Genomic DNA, 24007 nt, shown 5'->3' with positions numbered 1-24007 from the left:
GAGGCTGGCATAGTGGCAGCCATGGTTGATATACACTACTTTGCCGCAGCCCGCGCCGCCGCGGGGCGCGCGCAGGACACGGCGCAGGCGGCGACGCTGGGGGAGTTGCTGGACGTGTTGCGTGCTCGGCATACCGGTAGCACCGAGGCCGGCATGAGCTTTGCGGAGGTGCTGGAGCGCTGCACCTTCCTGGTGGATGGCGCGAGCGCAAAGGAAGACGCCGTGCTTGCCGACGCCTCCCGCGTCGACGTCCTCCCGCCTTTTTCTGGCGGTTAGTGTCGAGTTCGCAACGGGCTGGTGAAGAAGTTCACCACGCCGGAGACAAGCGCAAGCACAATCGCGCCGATGATGGCGGCACCCCAACCGTCGATGACGAGCGAGTCCATGAGCGCGCTGACGAGGAGGAGGACCGCGCCGTTGATGACGAGCGCGAAGAGGCCCAGTGTTAGGCAGGTCAGCGGTGCGCCGAAGAAGCGAAGCACCGGGGTGACGACCTCGTTGACGATGATGAAGACCGCCGCGATGAGCAGGAAATTCTGGGTGGTCGCAGGAACGATGTCGATTCCGGGGACAATCGCTACCACGGCCCAGAAGGCCACCGCGACGGCAATGACGTTGAGTGCAAAATTGATAAATGTCTTCACAACTGCACTCTAACGCGGAAACTAGCCCTCTGCACCGAAGGCCGCGTCCCAGGCCTTGAGCAGCGTCTCGGTCTCCTCCGCCGTAGTGACGGTGACGCGCACGCCCTCGGGGAAGGCGCGGACGAGGACGTCATTCTCCGCGAGCTGTGCGGCGACCTCCTGCGGGGAGCCCAGCTTCGCAATGCTGTCGGCGGCGAACCAGATGTGGTTGGCCTGGGACTCCGGAACGCCAAAGTCCGCGAAGTGCTCCACCAGGCGGTCGCGCTGCTTAACGGTCTCATCGGTGCGCTCACGCAGCTCCTTCTGCGCGGCCAGCGAGGCCGCTGCACCAACCTGCGCCACCGAGTTCACGGAGAAGGGGATGGCCACCTTGCTCAGTGCCTCGATGATCTCGGCGTTGCCGAAGGCATAGCCCAAACGGATGCCGGCCAGGCCATAAGCCTTGGAGAAGGTGCGCAGGCCAATGACGTTGTCGTGGGTGTGGACATAGTCCGTGGCCAGCGGGACGGCCTCGTTGCGGTTGTACTCGATGTAGGCCTCATCGAGTGCCACGATGACGTCCTTCGGAACCTTGGCCAAGAAGGCGTCGAACTCTTCCTTGGTGATGATGGAACCGGTGGGGTTATTCGGGTTGCACACGAAGATCAGGCGGGTCTTATCCGTGATGGCAGCCGCCATGGCCTCCAAGTCCACGCGGTGATCCGCGGTGAGCGGAACCTTGACCGGGGTGGCGCCCACGACCTGCGCGAAGATGGGATAAGCCTCAAAGGAGCGCCACGGGAAGACAATTTCATCACCGGGCACCGAGGTGATCTGCACCAGCTGCTGGCAGATGGCGGAGGAACCCGCGCCGGTGGTGACCTGCTCAGGGCTAACGCCAAGGTTTTCGGCGAGTACCTTGCGGATTTCCACCGCGCCCATATCCGGGTAGCGGTTGACGTGCGCGACGGCAGTCTCCATGGCCTTCAGCGCGCCGGGCAGCGGCTCCTGGGTTGCCTCGTTGGAGGAGAGCTTCAAGGCGTGCTCGGCATTCTTGCCGGGGACGTAGACGGGTAGGGAGGAAAGGTCTGGTCGAATCATGTTCTCCACCTTAGGCGTTGCGGGGGCCGCGGGGACCGAAGTCGAAATCTGCAGTTTGCGGGCCGAAGGCCTGAAGTCCCTTCGGCGCATCGAAAGCGTCGAGGCGCACCTCGAGGAAGGCGCCGCGCTCCGGGTGGGCGGCGATATCCTCCAGGGCCTTGGCCAATTCGCCCTCGGTCGAGGCCACGTAGGACTCCATCGTGGTGTCCTTCATGAACACCTTCGGCAGTGCCGTGTAATCCCACATCTGGATCTCGTTGTACTCGCGCTCCATGCCCAGGATGTAGCGCTCGATGGTGTAGCCATCGTTGTTGACCAGCACGATGATGGGCTTGAGGTCCTGGCGCAGGATGGTGGACAGCTCCTGTGCGGTGAGCTGGAAGGAACCATCACCGATGAAGAGGACGTGGCGGCGCTCCGGGTTAGCCAGTTGCGAGCCGAGGACGCACGGCAGGGTAAAGCCGATGGAACCCCAGATGGTGGAGTTGATGTACTGCACGCCCTCGGGCATGCGCTGCTGGCCCAGACCGATATTGGAGGTGCCAGCCTCGGCGATGACCACGTCATCTTCCTGGATGAAGCCGAGCATCTGCGGCCAGATGCGCTCCTGGGTCAGCGGGGCATCCGGGTTCGGCTCGAAGGGCTCGGGCTCGAAAGCCGCGCTTGTCGATGCCCCGGCTTCCGGGATGCGGTCGAGGAGGACGTCGAGAAGCTCCAGCGTATTGATGCCCACGAAGTACTCGCCGTCAGCGTTGAGGTGCTGGTCGCCGAAGTTATAGACGCGGGCATCGGCCAGGTTGTGGGTGAAGGAGCCGGAGTTAACCTCGATGAAGCGCGGGTTCGTGGTGACCAGGAAATCGGATTTTTCGATGCGCTCCTGCACACCCGGGGCCGACGCCGCGCCGTTGTAGGTGCCGATGAAGAGCGGGTGGCGCTCGGACAAGATGGCCTTGCCGGAGGAGAGCTGGGAGTAGGGCAGCTGGGCCTTGTCGATGATGGCGCGGAATTTCTCAGTGAAACCGTGGCGGTTGGTGTCCTGGTCGATGAGGATGATCGGGTCCTTGGCCTTCGCGAGGTGCTCCAGCACGTAGTCCGCAGCGGCGTTCAGGCGCTCGGGATCGGAGGGGGCGAGCTCGGTGGAGAAAGGCTCGTCGGGGACCTCGATGGTCAGGTGAGTGATATCGGAAGGAATCTGGATGTGGACCGGGCGCTTCTCGCGCAGGCAGGTGTGCAGGGCGCGGTCGAATTCCTCGACCACGTTCATGGGGGACACACGCGTGGCTACTTCGGTGAAGGGTGCAAAGGAATCCAGCATGTTGGCAAAGTCGCCGTCGGCAAGCGAGTGGTGCAGGTTCCAGCGGAACTCCGTGGCGTACTGCGGCGGCGCGCCCGCCAGCGACACCAGCGGGACGTGTTCGGCACGTGCACCGGCGATGCCGTTGAGGGCGGAAAGCTCGCCCACGCCATAGGTGGTGAGCAGGCAGCCGACGCCTTTCTGGCGGGCATAGCCATCGGCGGCATAGGCGGCGTTGAGCTCGTTGCAGGCGCCGACGAAGCGGATGCCCTCGGAGGCCTCGATCTGCTCGAGGAAGCTCAGGTTGAAGTCACCGGGCACGCCGATGATTTCAGTAATGCCGATGGCCTTGAGGCGGTCCAGGATGAAATCACCAATGGTGGTCTGCATGAGAGGGTCCTTTCTATTTGTTTCGGGCGTCGTGGCGCTTCTTGCCCAGCCAGATGAGGGCCAAGGTCACAATCCAACAGGGTAGGACAATGGCGCCGGTGCGGTAGTCGGGCAACATGAACATCAAAACGATGACGAGAGCGAAGAAGGCCAAGCACAGGTAGTTGGCGATGGGGTAGAGGGGTGCGCGGAAGGCGGCGTTCGGGCAGCGCTTGCGGAAGTTCAGGTGTGCTACGGCAATGGCGGACCAGGAGATGAGCTCCGCGCCAACAATGATGGCGAGGAGAACAATCAGGATCTTGCCCTCGAAGAGGAAGTTAAGCAGCACAGCCGAGCCCATGAGTAGGGCGTTGAAAAGCAGAGCGCGAACCGGCACGCCCTTGGCGCTGACGGAATTGAAGAAGGGCGGGGCTTGGCCGCCGCGGGAAAGATCCCGCAACATGCGCGCGCCGGAGAAGGTCATGGTGTTGAACACGGAGACGGCGGCAACGAGCACGATGAGGTTGAGGCCCGTGGCCGCGGCACTAATGCCCAAGGTGCTCAGCGCGCGCACGAAGGGCGAGGTGGAGGTATCCAGTTCGTTCCACGGAGCGAGCAGCACGATGATGCCGATGCCGCCGACGTAGAAGATGAGAATGCGCCAGATCACGTTGTTGATGGCCTTGGGCAGGCTCTTGGCGGGATCCTGCGCCTCGCCCGCGGCGGTGCCGATGGAGATGATGCCGCCGAAGGAGAAAATTACGGCGACGAGGGAGAAGAGCACACCGGCGGCACCGTTGGGGAAGAAGCCGCCGTGCTCGGTGATATTGCTCAAGCCGAGGGCGGGCTCCGGGGTAAGGCCGAAGACGATGGCCGCGCCGACGACGATCATGAGGATGAGTGCGACGACCTTGATGAGGGAGAGCCAGAACTCCGCCTCGGCGAAGGCGCCGACGTGCACCAGGTTGATGGCGGTGACGATGACGAGCGCGACGAGGGCGGTGAGCCAGTGCGGGATGCCGGGGAACCAGAAGTCCATGATGGTGCCCGCGGCGGTGAGCTCCACCATGCCGACGACGATGGTGGTAAACCACCAGTTCCAGCCGGTGACAAAGCCGGCAATAGGGCCGATGTACTCGCGGGCGTAGGCGCTGAAGGAGCCGGCGACGGGGTGCTCCACGGCCATCTCACCGAGCATGCGCATGATGAGGAAGATGATGAAGCCGCCGATGGCGTAGGCGGCGATAACGCCGGGACCAGCCTCCTGGATGGAGGCACCGGAGCCCAAGAAGAGGCCCGTGCCGATGCATGAGCCGAAGGCGATCATTTGCAGGTGGCGCGATTTCATGCCGCGCTGCAGGCCGTCGTCTGCACTGGTGTTATCGCTGGCGACAACGTCCTGTGCCCTGACGGAATTGTTGGTTGTGGTCATGTAGACGCCCTTCATGAACGTATATGTGTGACGTGGGTCATTTAGCTGTAGGAGATTATTGCGCAGCACAGTTTTGTTTGTCACTAGACAATATTCGGAAGTATCTTTGACATATGTCAAAAGTGACACCCCCGCAGCTGACGAGCATCCAGGATATCGTCGACGAATGCGCCCAGATCCTGCAGCGCTCCGTCGAGGTGACCACCCCCGCCATCGCGGTGATTGCCGCCAGTGCCCAGATTGGTGCCATCGATAAGAACCGTGCCGCCTCTATTCTGAACCGCACCCCACCCCCGGAGCCGATCCCGTGGATGCTGAGTTTCGGTATTCAAGAGGCGGTTCTGCCGGTTCGCCTGCCCGCCAACCCGGGCTATGACATGCTGCCCCGTGTGGTCATCCCCCTCCGTCATGAGGATCGGCTCGTGGGCTACCTGTGGATTATTGATGAGCCCGCGCTGGGCGATGCCCCCTTGGTCCGCCTCGGTTCTTTAACGGCTCCGCTAGCCAGGCTTATCGACGAACGCGATGCTCCTCTCGCCGCCCGCGCCCAACAGCTCGGCGAGCTGGCCCGCGAGGTGCTCACCGGTGATCCGGCCGCGCTGGCGGGTGCCCGGGAGCGCGATCTCCTGCCCAACGATGGTGAGCTGACCGTGCATCGCGTGCTGGTGGAAGGCGATCAGCGCGCGGTGGCTGTGGAGCTTGCCCGCCCGCTGGTGCGCCGTCCTTTCTTGGTCGCGGACTCTCACGATTCCCTTGTACTCGTTGAGTGCCGCCGCGATGACAAGGACACCGAGGCCCTCATGGAGGAGCTACAGAGTGCTGCGCTCGTCGCCGGCGCCGCGGTGGTAGCCCGCGGTTCGGCACCGACGGCCCCGCAGGCGCGACTCATGGCGGACGTGGCCAAACTCTGCGGCCAGGATTCGCTGCGCTGGGAGGAGGCCGGTGCGTGGCGGCTGCTGCGCGGGTGGGAGCTGACCCAAGCAACGGTGGTGGAGATGAGCCCGGATGCCGCCGTGCTTCTCGACGACCCTCGCAACTCCTACTGGCAGACCCTGCTGACCTACTTTGAGCATTCCCGCAACGTCTCTGCGACCGCCGCTGCACTCTACATTCACCGCGCCACGCTACACTATCGCCTCGACCGCGTCCGTGAGATTCTCGGGCCCGGCGTGCTGGATGATGGCTGGCGCTGCGCGGCTCTCTACGTTGCCCTTAAGCTGCATGCGGCGCTTCAGGGAAAGAATAGGGAAGCCCCATTTTGTCCCTAGGGGAAGCGCTCAGGTAGAGTGATGGACGATTCATTGCGAATCGCTGGAGACGTGCCAGAGCGGCCGAATGGGGCTCCCTGCTAAGGAGTTGACTTACTTGCGTAGGTCCGGAGGTTCAAATCCTCTCGTCTCCGCAAACTACAGAACCCGAGTCATCGTTTCACCGGTGGCTCGGGATTTTACGTTTTCAGTTCCTTCGTATGCCGACAGCCCGTGAGCAGGGAACTTAGAATGAAGGCGCTGACCTTAATCTGTGCTGGCTGGGAGCGTCATGGAGTTACTAAAAGAGCCAATTTGGGATGTGGAAAGTAACGCGAACATCGATCCCGATGAGAGCTTTGTTCGAATTAGGCTGCATGAAGACAGCGTTGTAGCTGAATTTACTATTGCCGAGCTGTGTAGTTTCTTTGGAATTAACGGTTTCGATTGCTTGCAGCGACAATTCAAGGCTTGGTATGGCTTGAACGCTTTCGCGTGGGATTCAAAAGGTAAAGTTCACTGTGAACAGATCCCTTTCTCCGAATATTTTGCTCTTTCCAAAATTCATGAGTGCTATTCCCCGCAGCCACTTCCCGAAGCAACGAACGGTGTAGTGAGGTGGGGGATGAAAAAGAAGTAATTATCGGGCGAATGTGCTTGATGGCGAAATGGGGGCAGGGTGGTTCCGAAGAATTATTGGTCACCTAGTTCAGCACTTGCGTCCTGTGGCTGCGAGGCACTCTAAAACCGGAAGGGCCGCTTTAGCGCAAGCTTCTTCTGCAGGATACCCATTCGTGCTTTCGGTAATATTGGTAACGGGAATTTGCTCAGCTACAGATTTTTTGTCCCCAAAAGTATTCAATAACGTGATCTAAGGAGAAAAATGATCGACTCTCAAACTGGATGGTTTTTTGTTCACGCTAGTGTGAAGGTTATTCCAGTCCTCGGCGGTAAGGTGCTATTGGGGCTTAATCCTAGGGGGGATTGGGAGCTACTCGGAGGCTGGCCGGACAGGGGAGACTTATCGCTTCGCGAGACAGCTCAGCGCGAGTTGAAAGAAGAGGCAAATTTAGAGACTCTCCCCGATACCCTAGTAGATGCGTTTCTTCTAAGAGATCCGAAAGTGGAAAATCCGGTTGCGATTATCGCATATGGGGTCACCGTGTCATTGAATGAAGGGATTGATATTAGTGAAAGCATCGAGCATGAAAAGCTAGGTTTATTTGGAAAGGATGAGATTTCGGGTTTGCAAAATCTCTTGCCGGAATATAAGACCGTGATTTTGAAATATCTGGAGATGGGTGGAAATAACAAAAGCTAGTCAATATAAACAGAGGCTCGACAGAGATCCTTCCGAAGGTCTTAAGCGAAAGCTATCGGCTGATGAGGTGATGAAGTTGACGAACGAACTTGGAGACTGGCGTTCGTTTACTGCAGTCCCAGAGAAAATTAGAGAGTATTCTGAGGAACCAAGTTTTCGTGCTGCGTTGTCTGCCTTTTCAGATATGGATAGTGGAAATAAGCGTCAAACTTTACAGGGGATTTGCCAAGTTACCATTGAGCCTGATGGCAGAGTTTTAGGTGCCTGTTGCCACAACATCCAGGAGCTCAATTGTTTCATGCCGATTCAGAGCACTACTTAGCCACTGTTGAGCGGGTTCATGTTGTGGTGCTGCGGAGTGGAAGGCATGAACGAGAATGTTGACATCAGGAATGATCATCGAGCGCCGCCCACACGGCTTCCTTGTCGCTGAGATCAACTAGAGCTGGTCCGCCGCAATCGAAGGAAGGGAGGTTTATCGTGGTGCACATACCTTTAGGCTAGAAAGCATCTAGTCATCAATCAATGGGTGCAATGATGCATCTGCCTGCAGGAAGTCGTGAAAGATTGACTAGTGCCTTAATCCAGTGCGAGCGTCAGGATGAGCACGCCGGTTGAGAGCGCGAGCATTCCCAAACAGTTGATCCAGAATTCACTGCCGAGGAAGTGGGCGCGGACATGGGCTGCTGCGGCTGCGCAGAAATATGCGATGACGCCAACCATGGCTGCGATACCTACGCCGGGGAACCAGAGGCCGGCGATGAGTCCTGTGGCTGCGAGGCATTTGATGACAATGAGTGCCCACCACCAGTCTTTGGGGAGTTTGACGCCGCTGAGGCAGGCTTCGATGAAGGGGACTGGTTTGAGGGAGAGGGCGGCGTCGCCAAGCAGGATGGCAGCCAGTAGCAGGGAGGGCCAAGCGGGGGAGGATTCTAGGATCATTGGGTTACTCCGAATGCGGTGTTGAGGCGTTCGATGGATGAGGCGGCTTGGGAGGTGAGTTGTTCGGTGTCGTAGAGGCCCGCGGCCCACCCGATGAGAAAGCCGAGGTAGACGTTGTATAGCAGGTTGGAGTACTCGGCTGCATCGTCACTGTTGAGTCTGGAGCCAAGGCGCAGGGTGATTTCATCGGTCAGGAGTGTTTTGAGCGCGGTGAGTGCTTCGCCTTGATTTCCTTGTTGGATGAGTGCCGCGCCGAACGCACGGGAGAGTTCTTCGTGGCCGGTGAACATCTGGAGGAATGGTTTGAGGACATCGAGGAGGCTATCGGATTGTCCGCGTATCTCATCGTGGAGTTCTGAAATGTGTTGGCCAATGGTGCGGATGAGCAGCGTTTGTTTGTCGCCGACTCCCATGACGGTTCCCACGCTAACGCCAGCTTCGGATGCGATAGTCCGGATGCTGGTGGTGGCGTAGCCCTGAGTGAGGAAGAGTTCGTAGGCGGTGGCTAGGACCTTGCTGACGGTGCCAGCTTTGGCGGCCGAGCGCGATGAGTGAACGTGTTCAGTGAACATGTTCAAAAGGGTAGCTCTTGATGGTTTCGAGGTCAATGACGCCGAAGTGTTGACAGTTGGCGCTAGGCCAGCGTGGGGAAGACGCGGTCGCGCAGCAGGTGTGCAAGCTCGCGGTCGGGGGCTGCTGGGTTGACCCAGGCGGTGTCGCCGATTTCGGCGGCGGCATGGGGTTCGTCGGTGGTGACGGTGCGTGTGCAGGTGAAGATGGTGCCGACAATGACAGAAGCAGCAGGTAGGCCGAAGCCTAAAGGAGGCTAAATGTCAGCAGGGCGAATTGCGGCAAGATACGCCCTCTTGCGGGCTCTCGCAAGGATTTTTGGGGAAGTGTATACGTTCGTCTACGGTTTCCATTTTTTGCTTCCAAATTTGTCTACCACATGTAACTCTAGGGGGTGTCCGAGTTCTCGGCCATCTTCTCGCGAAAGGGATAAGGGCATGTATTGCCCCAAGAAATGTGCGCCTCTGGTAGTGCTGATTGCGGCAGTATCAGTTCTCGCTCCAGTTAAAGCACTTCCTCAGCGGGTTGGTTTTTGAAAACTATCGTTGCACTAAATGGCGAAGGTTTTAGGGTAGCGTGCTTGGAATTTCGCCATATGGACGTTGCTGAACTGTCTGGAGAGCAGTCAAAGAGAATCTACCGGTTAGGGAGAATAATTTATGTGGAAAAAAATCTTGGCCACTATTGGCGTTATTCTGATGACGCTTTCCGTTTATGTTCAATGGCCGTATGCTGTCACGATTGCTCTAGCAGTTTTGGTCATTGTCCTTGTGTTTCTTCCCAGCGGGAAGAAGTAAATGCCTGAGTAGGGGTGGGTATTTCAGCGGACCTGCCTCTGTCTTATGTTGATGAGCCGAGAAAATGGGCGCGGAGGTGCGCTGCTACAGATGCGTAGAAACAGGCGATGCGGCCTGTGGCTTCGAGATGCAATTTACGAAAACGTACCTACCCAGCCAGCGCGGGGAAGACGCGGTCACGCAACAGGTGCGCAAGCTCGCGGTCGGGTGCTGTTGGGTTGACCCAGGCGGTGTCCCCGATTTCGGCGGCGGCGTGGGGTTCGTCGGTGGTGACGGTGCGGGTGTAGGTGAAGATGGTGCCGACGACGACCTCGCCCGGTTCGTTGGCGGCGGGAGCGTCGAAGGTGCCGAGTTTGTTGAGGCTCTCGGCGTCGAGGGTGAGGCCTACTTCTTCGGCAACTTCGCGCAGGGCGGCGTCGACAAGCGCCTCGCCCGCCTCGGGCTTGCCGCCGGGCAGTTGGTACTTGGTGGAGGACTTCTTGCGCACGGTAAGCACGTGGCCTTGTGGGTTGCGGATGACGACGGCTGCTACTTCAATCATGGCTGCTGATTGTAGGCGGCCTAGAGCAGCGGCAGGAGCACGAGGGCGAGATTGAGTGCGATGACCAGCGCGGCAAGCGTCCAGCCCACGGCCATAGACCAGGGTTTCGCGGCGAACTCACCCATGACGTCCCGGGAGCCGGCATAGCGGAAAAGCGGGATGATGGCGAAGGGGATGCCCAGGGAAAGAAGTGCCTGGCTGACCACCAGTGCCATAGTGGGGTCGACCCCGCAGCCGATGATGACCAGCGCCGGGATGAGCGTGACCAGGCGGCGGACTAGTAGGGGGACCTTGATGTGAAGCAGGCCGTCCATGATTTCGGAGCCGGCGTAGGCGCCCACTGACGTCGAGGCGAGGCCGCTGGCCAGCAGGCCGATGGCGAAGAGAACGCCGGCCAGCGGGCCGAGGTGGCTGGCAATCGCCGTGTGGGCCCCGGAGATGGTCTCTGTGCCGTCCACGCCGTAGAGGGCCGAGCCCGCCAGGACCAGCAGGCCCACGTTGACGAGCCCGGCGATGGACAGCGCCACGGCGATGTCCGCGCGGGTGCCGGCCAGCACGTGGGGGATTTCCAGGTCGGGGTAGCGCTGCTTGGTCAGGGAGGAGTGTAGGTAAATGGCGTGCGGCATGACGGTGGCGCCCAACATGGAGGCGGCCAGCAGGATGCTGTCCTTGCCCTCTAGGCGGGGGATGAGGCCGCCGGCCACGTCGGCGGGGTCGGGCGGGGCGATGGCGAGGCCGGCAAGGAAGCCGATGCAGATGACCAGGAGCAGGCCGATGACAAGCCCCTCGAACCACTGGTTCTTCTTCTGGAAGATGAGGAGAATGATGGAGACCGCGCCGATGATGAGCGCGCCCGCGAACAGGGGGAGGTTGAAGAGGAGTTGCAGGGCAATGGCGCCGCCGATGACTTCGGCGAGGTCGGTGGCCGCGGCGATGAGCTCGGCCTGGGCCCACATGCCTAGGCGCGCGCGGCGGGAGAGACGCTCGCCCATGATTTCCGGCAGGGAGCGGTGGGTGACTAGGCCCAGTTTGGCGGAGTGGTACTGGATGAACATGGCCATGAGGTTGGCCACGACGAGTACCCACACCAGGAGGTAGCCGTAGTGGGAGCCGGCGCTGATGTTGGCGGCTACGTTGCCGGGGTCGACGTAAGCCACTGCAGCAACGAAGGCGGGGCCGGTGAGGCTGATTAAGGTCTTACGCATAGGCATCTCCATACCAAAAGTTCAACTACTTGAAGTCTAGTTTTCATCGCCATATGTTCAAGCCAGGGGTTTGATCCGGCAAACCATGTTAAAGTTTATTTGTTAATTATTTAAATTACTTTATGTATTTTGGCTGGTTAGAGACAGGGAGGTGCAACGGGTACACTGCCTTCAGTGCGCCAAAGTTGGAAGATTTTTATCAGAGATGTAGCCAGGCTTGGCCGCGTCCCCAGGGCGTGGATCATTCTCATCGGGCTCGTCATCACCCCCGCGTTGTATTCATGGGTGAACATCGCGGCTTTTCGTGACCCTTATGGCCATACCAACAACATCAAGGTGGCCGTGGTCAACGAGGATAAGGGTGCTAACAATGAGCTGACGGGGAAGATAGATGTCGGCAGTGAGGTCATTGAGAAACTCAAAAAGAATGACCAGCTAGGCTGGCAATTCCTCGAGCGCGACGAAGCCGAGAAAGCCCTTTTAGAAGGAGACGTGTATGCCTCGGTGACGATTCCGGAGGACTTTAGCGAGAACCTCGTGAGCATGCTCGACGGGAAGTTCACGCAGCCGCAGCTGGTTTACCGCGTCAACGAGAAGAACAACGCCATCGCCGTGAAGATCACGGATACCGGTGCCAAAGGTCTGGACAAGCAGATCACGGCGGCCTTCAAGGAGCAGGTGGCCACCGTCGCGGCGGAGAACGTCAAGGACACCGGTACTGACTTCGAGCGAAAAGTCACGCGCGCGATGAACAACACCAGCTCCGCGTTCGGGGAGACCGCGCAGGAGATTGACGGCAACCGCGAGAACCTCGCGCGCATTCAGGGAAAGCTTGACGCCGCTGCTGATTCCACGTTGGGAGCCAAGTCCACGGTGGCTGATGTGAGCACCGCGCTGGGCGACGCCCAAACAGCCCTCGCCGAGGTCTCCTTCCTAGTCGAGCAGGCTCAAGGAGGCATCGGTGACTTCACCGACCAGACCACCGGCGCCTTTGTTAGCGGTGCCAGTGCGGTGGCAGACGGAACCGCCCAAGCGCAGGAATCCATCGCGGACGTCACCGCGGGTCTGAACCAGGCCGGAGACCGCTTCGATTACGCCACGCAGCGGGCCAACATCGCCATTGATGCGAGCGCAGAATCGATTGCGCAGCTTAAAGCCCTGCGCGATTCCGCAACGCTTTCACCGCAGGTAGCCAAGGAAATTGATGACGCCATCCAGCGCCTCGATGAGGGCAATGAATCCAACCGCCAGCTGGTGGGGAACCTCAATGCGCTGAGCAAGGATACCCAAACCGCAGCGGACAATGTGCAGGCTAGTGCGGAGGCCATCAACCAGGCAGCGGCCGATACTAAGGCCACCTCGCAAACGCTGCGCGATACCGTGACGACGGCCGTGCCGGAGATCAACCGTGCCATGAGCAGCCTGAGCTCCACGGCGAGCGCTTTGAGCTCCACCCTGGAAGCACAGAAGGGAACCATGCAGGAGGCCAATGGTCTCTTGGACGGCGTGGCCCAGCAGCTGCGCGCCACGAAGGACACCTTGTCCGATTTCGATACCAACCTTCTGGCCCTCCAGGACAGCCTGCGCGCTATGCAGGGTGATGTGGGCTCGCTGCGTGCGGCGATGAACTCCAAGGTGGTTCAAGATGTCACTGGGCTGGACGCGGAAGAAATCGGTAGATTCTTTGCGGAGCCCATCGAGCTTAAATCCGAAACCGTGTACCCGGTGGATAGCTACGGCTCCGCCATGGCGGCGCTGTTTACCAACCTCTCGCTGTGGATCGGCGCCTTCGTCCTCATGGTGATTTTCCGCGTCGAGGTGGATAAGGAAGGATTCCACCGCATCACGGTGGGCCAGGCCTACATGGGCCGCTTCCTCCTCATGGCCCTGATGGTCATCATCCAGGCCGTCACGGTGACCGTGGGTGATCTGCTCATCGGCGTGCAGACTGTGAATGCGCCTGCCTTTATCCTGACGGGCGTGCTCGTGGGGCTGGCCTACTTGAGCATTATCTATGGGTTGTCGACGTCCCTGGGGCACCTCGGCCGCGGTCTCTGCGTGGTCTTTGCCATCATCCAGATTCCAGGTGCGTCGGGCCTGTACCCGATTGAGCTGCTGCCCAGCTTCTTCCACAGCATCTACCCGCTGCTTCCGTTCACGTACGGCATTGACGCCATGCGCGAAACCATCGGCGGGTTCTACGGGAACCATTACTTCAAGAAGATGGGCGTGCTCGCCTTCATGTTCATTCTCTTCTTCGTCTTCGGCCTTCTACTGCGCAAGGCGTTGGCGCACTTCAATGTCATCTTCAACCGCGAGCTGAAGGACACCGAACTCTTCGACTATGAAAACGTGCAGGTTGTGGGCTCCGGCTACCGCATCGCGGACGTCATCCAGGCGCTGGATAGCCGCAGTGGCCTCAAGAGGGATTTGGACCGTCGCGCTCATAACTGGGGCTATTGGCTCAAGATGGTGGCCATCGCGGGCGTTGTCGGCGTGGTCATCCTCATTGTTGTCTCGGGCCTCTTGCCCGACCAGAAGCCGTTGCTCTTGGGCATTTGGACGGCGTGGTGCTTCCTTATTATTGTCGCCGCGGTCACCCTGGAGTACCTGCGCATCAGCTTGAAACAGTCCGCGGAGCTCGTGACGTTGGATGAAGATGACCTTATTCATCCGTCCAGCATCGGCGCGGAGTCTACGGAGGGGGATAACTAATGCGTGGAACACTCGATCTTTTCCTCAACGACATCCGCACCGCATGCCGCAACGTGATGAGCGCTGTGATGCTCGTGGGTCTCGTCGTCATTCCGATGCTGTTCACGTGGTTTAACGTGTTGGCTAGCTGGGATCCCTTTGATAACACCAGCCAGCTCAAGGTGGCGGTGGCTAGCAAGGACACCGGCTATGAGAGCGATCTGTTGCCGGTGCCCATCAACGTTGGCGACCAAGTGCTCAATGAGTTGCGCGCGAATGAGCAGCTGGATTGGGTTGTGACTACCTCCGATGAGGCGATTGAAGGAACCAAGTCCGGTGAGTATTACGCAGCCATCGTGCTCCCGGAAGATTTCAGTACCGACATGATGAACTTCTACACGGATGGTTCCCAGCCCGCGGATTTGTCCTTTTACATGAATGAGAAGAAGAACGCGCTGGCGCCGAAGATCACCGGTCAAGGCGCGGAGGGTGTGTCGGCCCAGGTTGCCGAAGCCTTCACCACGACGGTCGGTGACGTGTCCTTCGATCTGGTCACCTCACTCTCCGACTTCTTAAGCAAGGGCGATACCAAGGCTGTGCTGGATCGGATGCAGGCGCGCGCGGATGGCGTGCAGACCCAGCTGGATATGGCTGCCCGTACCGCGCGTTCCCTCGCCGGACTCGTGGATACTGCGGTTCCGCTCATGGAAAGCGCCCAGCGCATCGCGGACTCGGCGGACCTGGAGCTGCCGGAGATTCAGTCTTCCTCGCTGAATGTGTCGACGGACGCCCTGCAGCAATCGCTTGATGCCACCAGCGCTAGTTATGACGTGGTGCGCCAACGCATTGATGCGCTTTACGACGACGCCTCCACCTCCCGCGCCGACCGCGTCGCCACGCTCAACACCTTGGCCGGTCAGGTAGAGGGCACCATTGCGCAATACCAGAACCTGCACGGACACATCGAGGCCTTGCCAATTTCGGCCGGGGATAAGGAAAAGGCGCTCAGCCGTATCGAGGAGGCCATCGACGCGCAGCGCACTCTCCACGCGCGCCTTACAGCAGCCGCTAACGCTCCCGAACCCACGAAGCCGGATCTCTCCAGCATCGACAACGCGAAGAAATCAGTGGAGGGAATCTCCACCTCTGGTCTGCGTGAATCCCTGCGCGCACTGCAGGACTCTTTGGGCCAGGTGAGCGCGGATCTGGATACCGCTAAGGCCCCCGTCACCATTGATTCTTCATCGCTGACGGATGCTCGGGATGCGGTACAGAAGCTCGCCTCTGGCCTGCAGGACAAGGCAAACAAGTTCGCTGACCTGAAGAAAGACATTGACTCCGCTGCGGCGTCCGGTGACTTGAAGAAGTTGGCGGACATCATCGGTTCCGATCCGGATGCCTTGGCGCATGCGATTGCGGCGCCGGTGGACGTCGACAGGCAAGCGGTCTACCCGGTCAAGAGCTTCGGCGCCGGCATGACGCCGATGTACACGGCGCTGGCGCTGTGGGTTGGTGCGCTGCTGACTGCGGTGAGCGTGCGCACGGATGTGGTGGATAAGGATACATATTCGCCGATGCAGCGCTTCTTCGGCCGCTTCGGAATGTTTGCCGCGGTTGGCCTCGTGCAGTCGACGATGCTGATTCTGGGCCTCATCTTCTTCGTGGGCATTGAGCCCGCGCACCCGATTCTCATGCTGTTGGCGGGCTGGGTTAGCTCGCTCATCTTTATGCTGATTTGCTACACCTTCGTGGTGTCCTTCGCCAACGCGGGCAAGGCCCTAGCGGTGCTCATGCTGGTGGTCCAAGTATCGTCGTCGGGCGGCGCCTACCCCTTGCAGGTGCTCCCGGACTGGTTCCAGAACATTAGCCCGTGGCTGCCGGCGACCTACACCATCCGTGCCTTCCGCGCGGCCATCGCCGGAACTTACCACGGTGATTACTGGCTCTCCCTGTTCGCGCTCTTGCTCTTTGCCGTACCGATGCTGATTCTGGGCGTGGTCTTCCACAAGCCGTTGGAGAAATTCACCAACGGCTGGGTGGAGACCTTGGACAAGACCAAGCTGATGTAGCGCCTATTTCTTGGCGTAGGCGCTGCCTTCGGGGTTGTCGATTGTGGAGTGAGTGCGACTGTCATGTAGGAAGAGCATGGCAACCACACCCAGCGCCGCCATGACAGTGACATAAATGGGGAAGGCGTTGGCGTGGCCGGCGTTCTTCAGCCCTAGAGCGACGTATTCGGCCGAACCGCCGAAAAGCGAGTTGCCCACGGCGTAGGTGAATCCCACGCCGAGGCCGCGGATGTAGGTGGGGAACATCTCGGCCTTGAGAATTCCGGAAATCGAGGTGTAGCCGCTTTCGAAGACGAAGATGAGAATGATGACTGCCCCGGCGCCGATCAGAGTGGATTGGGCTTCCAGGAGCATGAAGGCGGGGATGGTGCCGACCGTGGATGCCACACCGAAAATGAGGATGGTGTTCTTGCGGCCGATCTTGTCAGAAAGCAAGCCTGTCAGCGGCTGCAGGATCATAAAGACGAAGAGGCATACTGTCATCGTCCGGGCAACGTCGCCTTTGGCAAAACCACCCGTATTGATGAGGAACTTCTGCATGTATGTGGTGTAGGTGTAGAAGGTCAGTGAGCCGATTGCGGTAATACCAAGGACGACCCAGAACGAGCGCGGGTGCTGCATGAGTTGGCGAAGTGTTCCGGCTCCTTCCTCACTGCGCTCGGTGCTCGACGTCGTTTCTTCAAGACCGTTTCGTAGCCAGAGGCTTACCACAGCGGCGAGTGCACCGATTACGAAAGGCAGGCGCCACCACCCATTTGTGATTGCTTCTTCTCCCAGCGTGGAGGTCATGATGACGGCGAGGAGGCTGGCCAGCAATTGCCCGCCGATGAGCGTGACGTATTGGAAGGAGGAGTAGAAGCCGCGGCGTCCTGAGGAAGCAATCTCAGACATGTAGGTGGCCGTTGCTCCGTACTCACCACCCACGGAGAGTCCCTGGATGCAGCGCACGATGAGCATCAGCACTGGAGCCCAGGCGCCAACGGTCGCCGCGGTGGGCAAGGCCGCAAAGAGGAGGGAGCCGGCGCACATCATGATGATGGCGATCAGCATTGAGCGCTTGCGACCATAGCGGTCGGCGATGCGCCCGAAGACGTAACCGCCGATAGGGCGCATGAGGAACCCGACAAAGAAGACGCCCGCAGACTTCATGAGCGCACCGGTTTCACCAGTGCCGCTGAAGAACTGGTCTGCAAAATAGACGCTGAAGAAGGCGTAGATATAAAAATCAAACCATTCCACAAGGTTGCCGCTGGATGCGGCGAGAATAGCCTTGATGGTTGGCCATTCGATTCTTGGTTTGGCAGCTTCAGCGCCGTCCGCCGTGTGCGTGGTCGCTTTATGATCCATGGTGGCCTCGCTTTCATATCCGGGTAAAGGGCCGATTCGTTCCTAATATCTGTCGTTCGATTGTCTAATGGGAAACTACCTTTCGGGCAGTTATTACAAAAGATATAACTATAAAATTGCCGGCAAATTCACAGGGGATGGGGGTGATTTAAGAGGGCGCGAAGCGTAGTGTGAAGCGCTGTGAAACGCGGTCATTTCCTGGGCCCGGCTCGGCTCACCGCCGTGGGCTTTATCTTGCTCATCCTCGTGGGAACGCTGCTGCTGATGCTGCCGATTTCCGCCAATGTTCCGCAGTGGACCCCGTTCCTGCCAGCGCTTTTTACGGCGACCTCGGCGGTCTCTTTGACGGGTCTGGTGGTGGAGGACACCGGGACCTATTGGACGTCCTTCGGCCAAGCGGTCATCATCGCGCTCATCCAGCTGGGAGGGCTGGGCATCATGAGTTTGGCGTCGCTGTCGGGCATGCTGTTGACCGGCCGTATCAGCTTCAAAGCCCGCCGGACCATGGCTGCGGAGGGCCGCGCCGTGGCCTCCGGCGGCATTCGCCGCGCGCTCTTGCTTACCGTGGTCATGACCCTGATCTGCGAGGCCATCGTCGCTGTGTTCATCGGCGTGCGCCTAGCCACCGAGCATGGTGTAGCACCTGGGCGCGCAGCGTGGGAAGGAGTATTCCACGCCATTTCGGCCTTCAATAACGCAGGGTTTAGTACCTATTCAGACAGCGTTATCTCCTTCGCTGCTGATGGCTGGATTCTTCTTCCCCTTGCCTTCGCCCTGATCATCGGTGGCTTGGGTTATCCCATGCTGGCGGAGTTCGTGCGACGGGCCCGCGCACGGCTAACGCGCTGGCGTGGCGGCACGCCGCGCATTCACCGCATGTCCATGACCGCCCGGATGACGCTGGGCGCCACCGCGTTCTTGTTGCTTAGTGGCACCGTGATCTTCTTCCTCTCTGAGGGCTCCGGTGTGCTGCATGGAATGCCGCTGGGCCAGAAACTGATCAACGCCTTCTTCATGAGCGCTTCGCCCCGAACGGCAGGTTTTAACGCCATCGATTACGGTGAGGCGCACCCGTTGACGCTGATGGTGACGGACATCTTGATGTTCATCGGCGGCGGCTCCGCCGGTACAGCGGGTGGCATCAAGGTGACGACCGCATGCGTTCTAGGCGCGGCGATGATCTCGGAATTCTTGGGCCGGGAGGACACCTCCATCGGGCACCGGCGTCTGCCGCTGTCCACCTTCCGCCAAGCCCTCGCGCTCACGGCCGCCGGAATGGTGGTCGTGGCCCTCGGCGTGGCGACGCTGCGCATCTGGGACCCCGAGTTCACCGCGGACCAGGTCACATTCGAAGTCATGTCTGCCTTCGCCACCGTGGGTTTGTCCACGGGTATTACCGCAAGTTTGTCCGCACCATCGCAGCTCATGCTGTGTCTCATCATGTACGTTGGCCGCGTAGGACCCACCACCTTCGTGGCGGCACTGGCCGCCCGGACCATTACCCTGCGCTACCGCTACCCAGAAGAAAGGCCGTTCATTGGCTAACATGTTCAGCGCCCTGCGGCGTGAAAAGTCTTCCATTAATATCCCGCCGGTCGTCGTCATTGGCATGGGTCGGTTTGGTTCTTCCCTGGCCCGCGAGCTGATGGAGCATGGCGTGGAGGTCCTCGGCATCGATGCTGAGGAGAAACACGTGCGCGAGCACGCCGCGTTCCTCACTGAAGCGGTGACCGCGGATACCACGGACGCTGAGGCGCTTCGCCAGCTCGGCGTCGATGAGGTAGAGCGAGTGGTCGTGGCCATCGGTTCGGATCTGGAGGATTCCATCCTTACCGCCTCCAACCTCGTGGAGCTCGGGGTGAGCGATATCTGGGCCAAGGCAGATTCAGATGCTCATGCCCGCATCCTGCGCCAACTCGGAGTGCACCACGTGATTCGCCCAGAGCGCGATACGGGCCGCCGCGTGGCACACCTGCTGGGCGGGCGTTTTGAGGATTTCGCGGAGATCGCCACCGATTATGGCGTGACGGCGATGACCCCGCCGGCGTCGATAAGCAAGGGCCCTCTCAACCTCCATCAGGTATGGGAAGAGCACAACGTCCAGCTCATCTCCCGCTGTCAGGGGCCGGGGCAGTGGCGCCCGCTTGACGACGGCACCGAGCTCACCCACCGCGACCTCATCGTCGTCGCCGGTAGCCCTGCGGATCTGGAGGCCTTCTCGCAGTCTTAGGGGGCGCGCTCGGGGTGCCTCGCGCTGTGGAGTTAGGAGCGGGGCGCTACAGTAGCGCCTATGACGAAGGCACGTTTCCCGGGCTCGGTGTATGGAACAGGGGAGGAACCTGATCCGCGCTTCAGCATGGCTAATGAGCGCACGTTCTTGGCCTGGATCCGCACGTCCTTGGCCTTTATCGCCGGTGGCGTGGCGCTGGAGACCTTCGAGTTGCCGCTGAACACCACGCTGACTCGCGTCGTCTCCGTCATCATGCTGATCGTGGCCATCGTCCTGCCGGCGGTGGCGTGGTTTCACTGGGGTGCCTCCGAGCGCGCGATGCGCCATGCGCGTCCGCTCCCGGCAAGCCCGGCGTTGGCGTTGATTGTTGGCGTGGTGATCCTTATTGGCCTGATGATTCTGGTGGGCGAGCTGCTAGCGTGAGCGAGCTTTTTGATCCTGGCCTCCAACCCGAGCGCACCCGCTTAGCCTGGCAGCGCACGGGTCTAGCCGGCCTCATCGCGGGTTTGCTCGTCGTGCGTTCCGTTGCGCCATGGGCCGCCGTGATTGTTGGAGTAGTGGTGGCTGTGGTGTTGTGGTTGGCTACCGCCAAGCTTCGCGACGCCGATGAGATCCTCGCCCGGGCCGAATCACCCGCCCTGCCCGGAGCTTCGGTGCTTGCCGCCGTCGCGCTGGGAACGATGCTTCTCGGGGCGGTTGCCTTCGTCGCTATCTGGTAACGCGTTTCTATCGCAAACCCCCAGACCTCGATCCCGAAACTCCCTGGTGGGCAGGTTGCGGGATCGAGGTCTGGGGATCTGCGGAGGAAGGGAACTGAGTGAAGACTGCCCACACATTGGTGAGCATTCTTTGCAGCTAATCTGCAGAAGATTTTGCGAACAGGGGTGAATCTGCGGCCTGAGTGGGGGTAATAACCGGAAAGTGTTTGTTGGCGGTCTGTGACCTCGATAACCTGAAGCTGTAGGCCCATTCGGCGATCCTAATAACTCTCTCGCGGCTGAATGGGGGCTGGTTAACCAGGAAAAGGAGGGGGCAGATGACTACCCCGCACACTCACGTCTCAACATCGCACACGGAGGGCGAAGACGACCACGGCGTTGATACGCGCGAATGGCGTCGCATGGCTATTGGCCTTATCCTCGGGCTCGTTTTGGCTGCTCTCGTGTGGTTTATTTTCCCGAGCAACGCCGTCGATACCGTGCTGCAATCACCCGGTGCTAAGGATGACACGGAATACACTCAGAGCGCGCTGCGCGCCGTAGCGGCCGTGACCATTCTCATGGGTGTGTGGTGGATGACGGAGGCCATCCCGCTGGCCGCCACCGCGCTTTTGCCGCTGGTCATCTTCCCGCTGGCAGGTGTGGGCAGCATCAAGGATGTTGGTGCGCCCTATGCCTCGTCCACCATTTTCTTGTTCATGGGCGGCTTCCTCATCGCCCTGGCCCTGCAGCGCTGGAACTTGCACCGCCGCATGGCGCTATTCGTGGTCAAGGTCGTCGGTACCTCGCCCAAGCAGCTGATCCTCGGCTTCATGCTGGCCACCGGCTTTTTGTCCATGTGGGTGTCCAACACCGCTACCGCAGTGGTCATGCTGCCGATTGGTATTTCCGTGCTTTCGCTGACTGCCGACGCCGTCGGTGGCATGGCTAACCAGAAGAAGTTCGCCACCGCGCTCATGCTGGGTATTGCGTACGCGGCGTCGATTGGCTCGCTCGGCACCCTCATCGGCACCCCGCCGAATACCCTGCTGATGGGCTACATGAAGGAAACTCACGGCATCGTCCTCGGCTTTGGCAAGTGGATGATGGTGGGCATGCCGCTGGCATTCATCTTCCTGTTCATTGCCTGGTTCATGCTGATTACCGTGTTCAAGCCGGAGATGGACAAGATTCCAGGCGGCCGCGAGCTCATTGATTCCGAGATTGAAAAGCTTGGCCCATGGACCGGCCCGCAGGTCATGACGGGCATCATCTTCCTCGGTGCCGCCTTGGCCTGGGTGATCATTCCCTTCTTTGTGAGCAAGGAATCCAACTACGACGACGCAATCGTGGGCATTGCCGCTGGTTTGCTGCTGTTTACCATCCCGGCCGACACGAAGACTGGCGTGCGTCTGCTGGATTGGAAGACTGCGAGCGAAATGCCGTGGGATGTGCTCCTGCTCTTCGGTGGTGGCCTGTCCCTGTCTTCGATGTTCAACAAGTCCGGTTTGTCTCTGTGGATTGGTGAGATGGCCAAGGGGTTGGGCAGCCTGCCCATCATCCTGCTCATCGCTTCGGTGGCCCTGCTCGTGCTCTTCCTGACGGAGATCACCTCGAACACCGCAACTGCGGCGACCTTCCTGCCGATTATGGGCGGCGTGGCCGTGGGTATCGGCCTTACCCAGAATGGCGACATCAACGTCCTGCTGCTCACCATCCCGGTGGCGCTGGCCGCAACCTGTGCCTTCATGCTGCCGGTGGCGACCCCGCCGAACGCGATTGCCTACGGCTCCGGCTACGTCAAGATCGGCGACATGATCAAGGGCGGTATCGGCCTCAACCTGATTGGCTGCGTGCTCATCACCATCACCGTCTACCTGCTTGCCGTTCCGGTCTTTGGGTTGGTCCTGTAGCCCTCAATTAATGAAAAACGTTATCATTACGGGATGGCTACACCCGTTACCGTGCTGTCCGGATTCTTAGGCAGCGGAAAGACCACCCTTCTCAACCACCTGCTTGCTAACCGTGAGGGGCGCAAGCTGGCGGTTGTTGTCAATGACTTCTCCGAAGTCAACATCGATGCCGCCCTCGTCGCCGGCGAGGGCCATCTTGAACGCGGCGAAGACCGCTTCGTTGAACTCTCCAACGGCTGCATTTGTTGCACGTTGCGCGAGGACTTGATTGAGTCCGTCGGCAAGCTGGCTCGTTCCGGCCGCTTCGACCAGATTGTCATCGAGTCCACCGGCATTTCTGAGCCCATGCCCGTTGCCGCCACTTTCGAGTGGGAGTTCGGGGACGGCACCACGCTTGCCGACGTCGCCCCTATCGACACCATGGTCTCCCTCGTGGACGCCTCTACATTCCTGACTAATCTTCGCCGCGGCCGCAGCTTGGTCTCCGAGAACATTGAGGCCACGCCTGAGGATGACCGGACCATTGCCGATTTGCTCGTGGACCAAGTCGAGTTCGCCGATCTCATCCTCATCACCAAGACCGACCTGGTGGAGGCCGCCGAAACTGAGCGCGTCATCGCCACCGTGCGTGCCATGAACCCCCGCGCCCGCGTCGTGCCTGTCACTAACGGTGTTATTGATCCCACGCTGGTTCTTGACGCCCACCTCTATGACACCGCCACCGCCGCGACCTACCACGGCTAAGCGGAGGAGCTGGCCAACCCACACACGCCGGAAACCGAGGAATATGGCATCTCCTCCGTGGTCTTCCGCGCTGACCGTCCCTTCAACCGCGAGCGTCTGCTGAAGGCCCTTCGTGCCAGCACCGGACTGGTGCGTTCGAAGGGCTATTGCTGGGTTGATACCGATCTGCGCGTGGCCCACGCCTGGCAGCAGGCCGGCCCTAACTTACAGATCATGCCGGCCTCCCTGTGGGCGGCCAATGGGGTTACGCCCGGCACCGAGCTCGTGCTCATCGGCGTCGACTTCGACCACGAGTCCACTCTGCAGGCTTTTCGTGACGCCGTGTTTTCCGACGCCGAAGTGGCCACCCTCGTCTAGTCCCTCCTTAAGGTGAACACGGGGTGAATTGCTATGCCCATTTCTTGGGTAGAAAACATGCATTGACATCGGGATTTGTCAGATTTCTAGCGTGTGGGTATAGTTATTCCTCGTTGCACAGCAGAGCGCACACGCTCCGGCGTCAAGCACTGCAAACCAACGGACTGCGCCCGTAGCTCAACGGATAGAGCATCTGACTACGGATCAGAAGGTTGGGGGTTCGAATCCCTCCGGGCGCACCAAAACTTAGCCGCCTTCGGGCGGCTTTTCTCATTTTCTACTCCGTGGGTTGGGCAAACCCGGTAGTGTTCTGAAATATGATCAAAGGGCTTAAGGGACATTTCGTGTGGATTTAGGAGCGTCCGGCCCAGCCTTTTCTTATGCCTAAGCTGGGGTTCCATTCGTTGTCGATGTGGGTGTCGAATGTGGCTGGTCACCCGTCTGGGTGGCCACGTCGTGTGAGTTCTTCTTTCGTCTAGGGCGCGTATGCCGCTTTCCCATTGCGTCCGAAGT

The 24007-nt window shown here is 59.9% G+C and carries 20 protein-coding genes, 2 tRNA genes and 2 pseudogenes; 14 read left to right on the top strand and 10 right to left on the bottom strand.

From position 1 onward, the window contains the following. The first annotated feature begins 21 nt into the window (after positions 1–21). The gene (locus HMPREF2792_RS10375) at positions 22–276 is read left to right on the top strand and encodes a MoaD/ThiS family protein (RefSeq protein WP_070533522.1); all 255 of its coding nucleotides are present in this window, start codon (positions 22–24) and stop codon (positions 274–276) included. Here HMPREF2792_RS10375 and HMPREF2792_RS10370 read toward each other — a convergent pair. The 4 genes from HMPREF2792_RS10370 to HMPREF2792_RS10355 are packed head-to-tail and all read right to left on the bottom strand — an operon-like array spanning position 273 to position 4819. Beyond that, positions 273–644: a phage holin family protein gene (locus HMPREF2792_RS10370; RefSeq protein ID WP_070533413.1), complete on the bottom strand. Its 372-nt coding sequence runs from the start codon at positions 642–644 to the stop codon at positions 273–275. The two genes, HMPREF2792_RS10375 and HMPREF2792_RS10370, sit on opposite strands and share 4 nt — an antisense overlap. Before the next feature lie 21 nt (positions 645–665). Further along, entirely contained in the window at positions 666–1724 is a 1059-nt protein-coding gene (hisC, locus tag HMPREF2792_RS10365; protein WP_070533410.1) for a histidinol-phosphate transaminase, read from the bottom strand. 10 nt (positions 1725–1734) lie between these two features. Continuing rightward, on the bottom strand, positions 1735–3408 hold the full coding sequence (locus HMPREF2792_RS10360; protein ID WP_070533408.1) for an alpha-keto acid decarboxylase family protein: 1674 nt from the start codon (positions 3406–3408) through the stop codon (positions 1735–1737). 13 nt (positions 3409–3421) lie between these two features. Continuing rightward, positions 3422–4819, bottom strand: a complete 1398-nt coding sequence (locus HMPREF2792_RS10355) for an amino acid permease (RefSeq protein WP_230310821.1) — start codon at positions 4817–4819, stop codon at positions 3422–3424. Positions 4820–4932: 113 nt separating this feature from the next. Here HMPREF2792_RS10355 and HMPREF2792_RS10350 point away from each other — a divergent pair, with 113 nt between their 5' ends. From HMPREF2792_RS10350 to HMPREF2792_RS10335, 4 genes are all read left to right on the top strand, one after another. Continuing rightward, on the top strand, positions 4933–6087 hold the full coding sequence (locus HMPREF2792_RS10350; RefSeq protein ID WP_070533406.1) for a PucR family transcriptional regulator: 1155 nt from the start codon (positions 4933–4935) through the stop codon (positions 6085–6087). Positions 6088–6132: 45 nt separating this feature from the next. Beyond that, positions 6133–6221, top strand: a tRNA-Ser gene (locus HMPREF2792_RS10345). A 137-nt stretch (positions 6222–6358) separates the two neighbouring features. Beyond that, complete coding sequence (locus HMPREF2792_RS10340) at positions 6359–6706, top strand: hypothetical protein (RefSeq protein ID WP_143335909.1); 348 nt, start codon at positions 6359–6361, stop codon at positions 6704–6706. Positions 6707–6949: 243 nt separating this feature from the next. After that, positions 6950–7387, top strand: coding sequence for an NUDIX domain-containing protein (locus tag HMPREF2792_RS10335; protein ID WP_010188359.1), 438 nt, complete (start codon positions 6950–6952; stop codon positions 7385–7387). Positions 7388–7966: 579 nt separating this feature from the next. Here the strand turns inward: HMPREF2792_RS10335 and HMPREF2792_RS10330 are convergent. The 4 genes from HMPREF2792_RS10330 to HMPREF2792_RS10315 all read right to left on the bottom strand — a co-directional run bounded on the left by HMPREF2792_RS10330 (position 7967) and on the right by HMPREF2792_RS10315 (position 11442). Further along, on the bottom strand, positions 7967–8329 hold the full coding sequence (locus HMPREF2792_RS10330; RefSeq protein WP_070533404.1) for a DoxX family protein: 363 nt from the start codon (positions 8327–8329) through the stop codon (positions 7967–7969). Further along, positions 8326–8901 (bottom strand): TetR/AcrR family transcriptional regulator, encoded by a 576-nt coding sequence (locus HMPREF2792_RS10325; protein WP_070533402.1) that lies wholly within the window; start codon positions 8899–8901, stop codon positions 8326–8328. Before HMPREF2792_RS10325 ends, HMPREF2792_RS10330 begins: the two co-directional genes overlap by 4 nt. A 943-nt stretch (positions 8902–9844) precedes the next feature. Next, positions 9845–10237: an NUDIX hydrolase gene (locus HMPREF2792_RS10320; protein WP_070524603.1), complete on the bottom strand. Its 393-nt coding sequence runs from the start codon at positions 10235–10237 to the stop codon at positions 9845–9847. A 20-nt stretch (positions 10238–10257) separates the two neighbouring features. Beyond that, a complete protein-coding gene (locus HMPREF2792_RS10315) occupies positions 10258–11442 on the bottom strand; it encodes an Nramp family divalent metal transporter (protein ID WP_011272788.1) in 1185 nt (394 codons plus the stop codon). A 174-nt stretch (positions 11443–11616) separates the two neighbouring features. On the opposite strand from HMPREF2792_RS10315, the gene HMPREF2792_RS10310 reads away from it, so the two are divergent. Both HMPREF2792_RS10310 and HMPREF2792_RS10305 read left to right on the top strand, forming a co-directional pair. Then, positions 11617–14157 (top strand): YhgE/Pip domain-containing protein, encoded by a 2541-nt coding sequence (locus HMPREF2792_RS10310; protein WP_070533400.1) that lies wholly within the window; start codon positions 11617–11619, stop codon positions 14155–14157. After that, complete coding sequence (locus HMPREF2792_RS10305) at positions 14157–16205, top strand: YhgE/Pip domain-containing protein (RefSeq protein WP_070533398.1); 2049 nt, start codon at positions 14157–14159, stop codon at positions 16203–16205. The genes HMPREF2792_RS10310 and HMPREF2792_RS10305 overlap by 1 nt, the downstream gene beginning before the upstream one ends. Before the next feature lie 3 nt (positions 16206–16208). Here the strand turns inward: HMPREF2792_RS10305 and HMPREF2792_RS10300 are convergent, their stop codons facing one another. Next, positions 16209–17552, bottom strand: coding sequence for an MFS transporter (locus HMPREF2792_RS10300; RefSeq protein WP_070533396.1), 1344 nt, complete (start codon positions 17550–17552; stop codon positions 16209–16211). Between the two features lie 180 nt (positions 17553–17732). On the opposite strand from HMPREF2792_RS10300, the gene HMPREF2792_RS10295 reads away from it, so the two are divergent. The 7 genes and pseudogenes from HMPREF2792_RS10295 (at position 17733) to HMPREF2792_RS10265 (ending at position 23736) form a co-directional block, all read left to right on the top strand. Beyond that, positions 17733–19097, top strand: a complete 1365-nt coding sequence (locus HMPREF2792_RS10295) for a TrkH family potassium uptake protein (RefSeq protein WP_070533395.1) — start codon at positions 17733–17735, stop codon at positions 19095–19097. Position 19098: 1 nt separating this feature from the next. Continuing rightward, positions 19099–19782 (top strand): potassium channel family protein, encoded by a 684-nt coding sequence (locus tag HMPREF2792_RS10290; protein WP_049157754.1) that lies wholly within the window; start codon positions 19099–19101, stop codon positions 19780–19782. Between the two features lie 60 nt (positions 19783–19842). Beyond that, on the top strand, positions 19843–20205 hold the full coding sequence (locus HMPREF2792_RS10285) for a YidH family protein (protein ID WP_070533393.1): 363 nt from the start codon (positions 19843–19845) through the stop codon (positions 20203–20205). Beyond that, entirely contained in the window at positions 20202–20501 is a 300-nt protein-coding gene (locus tag HMPREF2792_RS10280; RefSeq protein ID WP_070533392.1) for a DUF202 domain-containing protein, read from the top strand. The genes HMPREF2792_RS10285 and HMPREF2792_RS10280 overlap by 4 nt, the downstream gene beginning before the upstream one ends. A gap of 317 nt (positions 20502–20818) precedes the next feature. Then, on the top strand, positions 20819–22393 hold the full coding sequence (locus tag HMPREF2792_RS10275; RefSeq protein WP_070533391.1) for an SLC13 family permease: 1575 nt from the start codon (positions 20819–20821) through the stop codon (positions 22391–22393). A 33-nt stretch (positions 22394–22426) separates the two neighbouring features. Further along, positions 22427–23494 (top strand): annotated as a pseudogene (locus HMPREF2792_RS10270) (GTP-binding protein). 166 nt (positions 23495–23660) lie between these two features. Continuing rightward, positions 23661–23736: transfer RNA gene (locus HMPREF2792_RS10265), tRNA-Arg, on the top strand. Positions 23737–23846: 110 nt separating this feature from the next. Here HMPREF2792_RS10265 and HMPREF2792_RS12890 read toward each other — a convergent pair. After that, positions 23847–24007, bottom strand: a pseudogene (locus HMPREF2792_RS12890) (IS256 family transposase); the annotation flags it as partial.

Source organism: Corynebacterium sp. HMSC068H04 (genome assembly GCF_001811255.1).
GTDB lineage: Bacteria > Actinomycetota > Actinomycetes > Mycobacteriales > Mycobacteriaceae > Corynebacterium > Corynebacterium hesseae.
The sequence above is the reverse complement of the archived record's forward strand: the minus strand, read 5'-3'. Positions and strand labels throughout refer to the sequence as shown.